Origin of the sequence: Sinomonas sp. G460-2, assembly GCF_047759905.1 — a bacterium.
Taxonomy (GTDB): Bacteria; Actinomycetota; Actinomycetes; order Actinomycetales; family Micrococcaceae; genus Sinomonas.
Map to the genome: position 1 here is coordinate 1 of NZ_JBKZWT010000415.1, position 2,612 is coordinate 2,612.

Consider the following 2,612-nt stretch of genomic DNA (forward strand, 5'->3'; position numbering starts at 1 on the left):
CGGCAGCGGGCCCGGGTCATCGCCGCCTATCGCGACCGGTACGCCATCACCGGAGACGCCCCGCTGGGCCCCCCGCCCGGGACCGCCGCGCAGAAGGCCGACAGGACCCGAGCCCTCGCAGCCCTCGGCCGGGTCCACGCATTGAGCCCCAGCCGCGATCCGCGGCCGGGACCGACGCGCCGCGCCAGCCAGGAACCCACTGGCCTCGGCCTGTGACCTCACGAGCGGCCCGGGCCCTTGCACCCTGCGGCCGAAGAGGCGGATCCACCGCGCCGGGCCAAGGGCTGCCGTATACGCAGCAACGACGACCCGGGACGGTCCGAAAAGGTCAGCCCCGGGGCTCATCAGATTCCCATCCCAATCACCCGGGACGGACCGCCGACGACCGGGTACACTCGAAGCAAGCGAACCGCCCGGTTCCCTGTCAACACAAGGGAATCCGCGAGTTTCCGAGACAACCGGCGAGGACCCGGAATCGCCCGAATCCTCGAAGAGGTCGCAGGTTCAAATCCTGTCATCCCGACCAGAACAGCAAGAATGGCGCCGAGAGATCGGCGCCTTTTTTGTTGCCCGTCGACGCGCGGCATCGGCCTAGCCTGGCCAACGACACGCGCGGCGAGCTGCTGCCAAAATACTGTTACCAAACCGTTACAATCCCTCAAACGAGGAGCCACCCTGCACCGCTCCTCACGGGAACAGCGCGGTGCGACGACGGTCTTCCATCAAATTGCAACACGCCCGCGGAATGAGCCCGCATTCCGCAATCGGAGCGGCAAGGGCCCGACGCGGCAAAAGCCGCTAAAAAAATCCATAAGAATGTGCTGTGAATTTTATTCGTATCCCGAATATCAGAGTGTCAGGACCAAAGGCCCTAGCGGCAATAAGAAAAGGCCCCGCTCATCCATAGATGAGCGGGGCCCTGACGCGCTTTCGGGATCCGCCAGCCTCTCGACGGTCCCTAGCGGGAGCCTTGCGTTTGCCGCTGGTGCGGCTCCCCGACGGTGTTCAGACTGATCAGAAGGTCGCCGACATCGGATCGGGCCAGTTGCCAATGGCGGTCGCCGTCATCGGATCAGGCCAGTTACCGATTGCGGTAGCCGACATCGGATCGGGCCAGTTGCCAATCGCCGTGGTCTTCATGGGATCGGGCCAATTGCCGATCGCCGTCGGAGCCACAGAAACGCCTCCCACCGCGAGAGCGCCCACGAGGGCAAGAGAAGCGGTCAACTTCTTCAGCATGTCATGTCCTTAGTTGTAGCGGGTGCATTCGGGCAGAGCGTGCTTTGTCGTGATTGACACCCCAAGTAAAATAACATCTACAGCGGGTGTCAAGCTGCCAGTGTATCGCGTTGCCCTGATACCGGGTGGCGGCTCTGTCTAGGAGGAAGTTGTGGGGAGCGGTTTCGGAGAGAAGCTGCGGGCTGAGCGCCTTGAGCGTGGGCTGACGCAAGCTGAACTCGGCAAGGATCTCTATTCGCCGAGCTATATCTCTCTCCTCGAGACGGGCCGGCGCGAGCCGACGCCGGAGGTCATCCAAGAGCTCGCTCGCCGCCTCGAACTGGCGCCCAAGGCCCTCGAAGCCTGGAGCCAGCCCGTCACCGCCAACGACGCCGAATACGTCCTCGCCGGTCTCTACGCTCGCCAGGCCTGGGACATGCGCGACTACGCGCAGGCCGCGAGCCACGCCGCGACCGCCGCCCAGTTCGCCCTCGAGGGCAAGAACAACAGCGCGTGGTGGAACATGACGTACATGCAGGCCGAGTGCCTCATGAAGCAGGGTCAGCTCGCCGAGTGCCAGCGGATCGTGCAGCACCTGCTCGAGCACCCGATCATCGCCGAATCCGACGGCCTCGCAGTGCGCGCCCATCAGATGCTCGCCGCCGTGTGCCACGGCCTCGGCCAGCTGGGCACCGCCGTCGAACATGCCCGCGAAGCGGTGCGGATCGGCTCGCAGCTGCCCACCGGATCGACGATCTACATCGGCGCCCTGCGTGCGCTCATCGGGGCACTCGCCGAGAGCGGCCGCCTCGACGAGGCCTGGGACTACTGCCGGATCCTCGGGAGCCTCGTGGACGAGGACGCGATGGGTCAGCTCGCGGGCGAGGTCGAATGGGTGATCGGCAACGTCGCGTTCATGCGGGCGGACTACGAGGAGGGCGTCAAGCACCACGAGCGGGCGGCCAAGCTCCTCTCCCCCGCGAACGACATCGAGCTCTGGGCCCGCTTCAACAAGGCGTCGGCGGCGGTACGCCTCTCGGGCGGCATCGTCGAGCCGGAGACGCTCGCGGCGATCGAGCGCGCCGAGCTCGCGCTCTCGATCGTGGGCGGGAGCCGGCCGGAGCAGCTCGAGGTCGCGTTCATCCGCGCCCGCTGGCTCTACCTCAACGGGGAAATCCCCGACGCGATCGAGCGGCTCAAGGAGATCCACGCCGAGAAGAACGTCCTGGGCCGCCACACCGCGGGCGAGGTCGCCCTCCTCTATGGCCGCGCGCTCAAGGCGCTCGGCCGCAACGACGAGGCGCTCGAGCTCCTCAAGGACGCCCGCGAGCAGTTCAGCTACGCGGGCGCGTCGGACAAGGTCCAGCAGACCATGGACGCGATCCTCGAGATCC

Annotated in this window: 3 protein-coding genes; 2 read left to right on the forward strand and 1 reads right to left on the reverse strand. The window is 66.2% G+C overall.

The window, feature by feature from the left end:
- On the forward strand, window positions 1-216 hold a 216-nt coding region (locus ACLN58_RS20705), incomplete at its 5' end, for a hypothetical protein (RefSeq protein ID WP_415857113.1).
- Between the two features lie 798 nt (window positions 217-1,014).
- Here ACLN58_RS20705 and ACLN58_RS20710 read toward each other — a convergent pair.
- Complete coding sequence (locus ACLN58_RS20710; RefSeq protein ID WP_415857114.1) at window positions 1,015-1,239, reverse strand: hypothetical protein; 225 nt, start codon at window positions 1,237-1,239, stop codon at window positions 1,015-1,017.
- A gap of 151 nt (window positions 1,240-1,390) precedes the next feature.
- Between ACLN58_RS20710 and ACLN58_RS20715 the strand changes: the two genes are divergently transcribed.
- Window positions 1,391-2,612, forward strand: a 1,222-nt coding sequence (locus ACLN58_RS20715) for a helix-turn-helix domain-containing protein (protein ID WP_415857115.1), incomplete at its 3' end; no start/stop codon positions are given.

What these genes read in the sequence shown, in the direction of transcription:
- ACLN58_RS20710 (WP_415857114.1), bottom strand. Translation starts at nt 1,239, where the DNA reads ATGCTGAAGAAGTTGACCGCTTCTCTTGCCCTCGTGGGCGCTCTCGCG.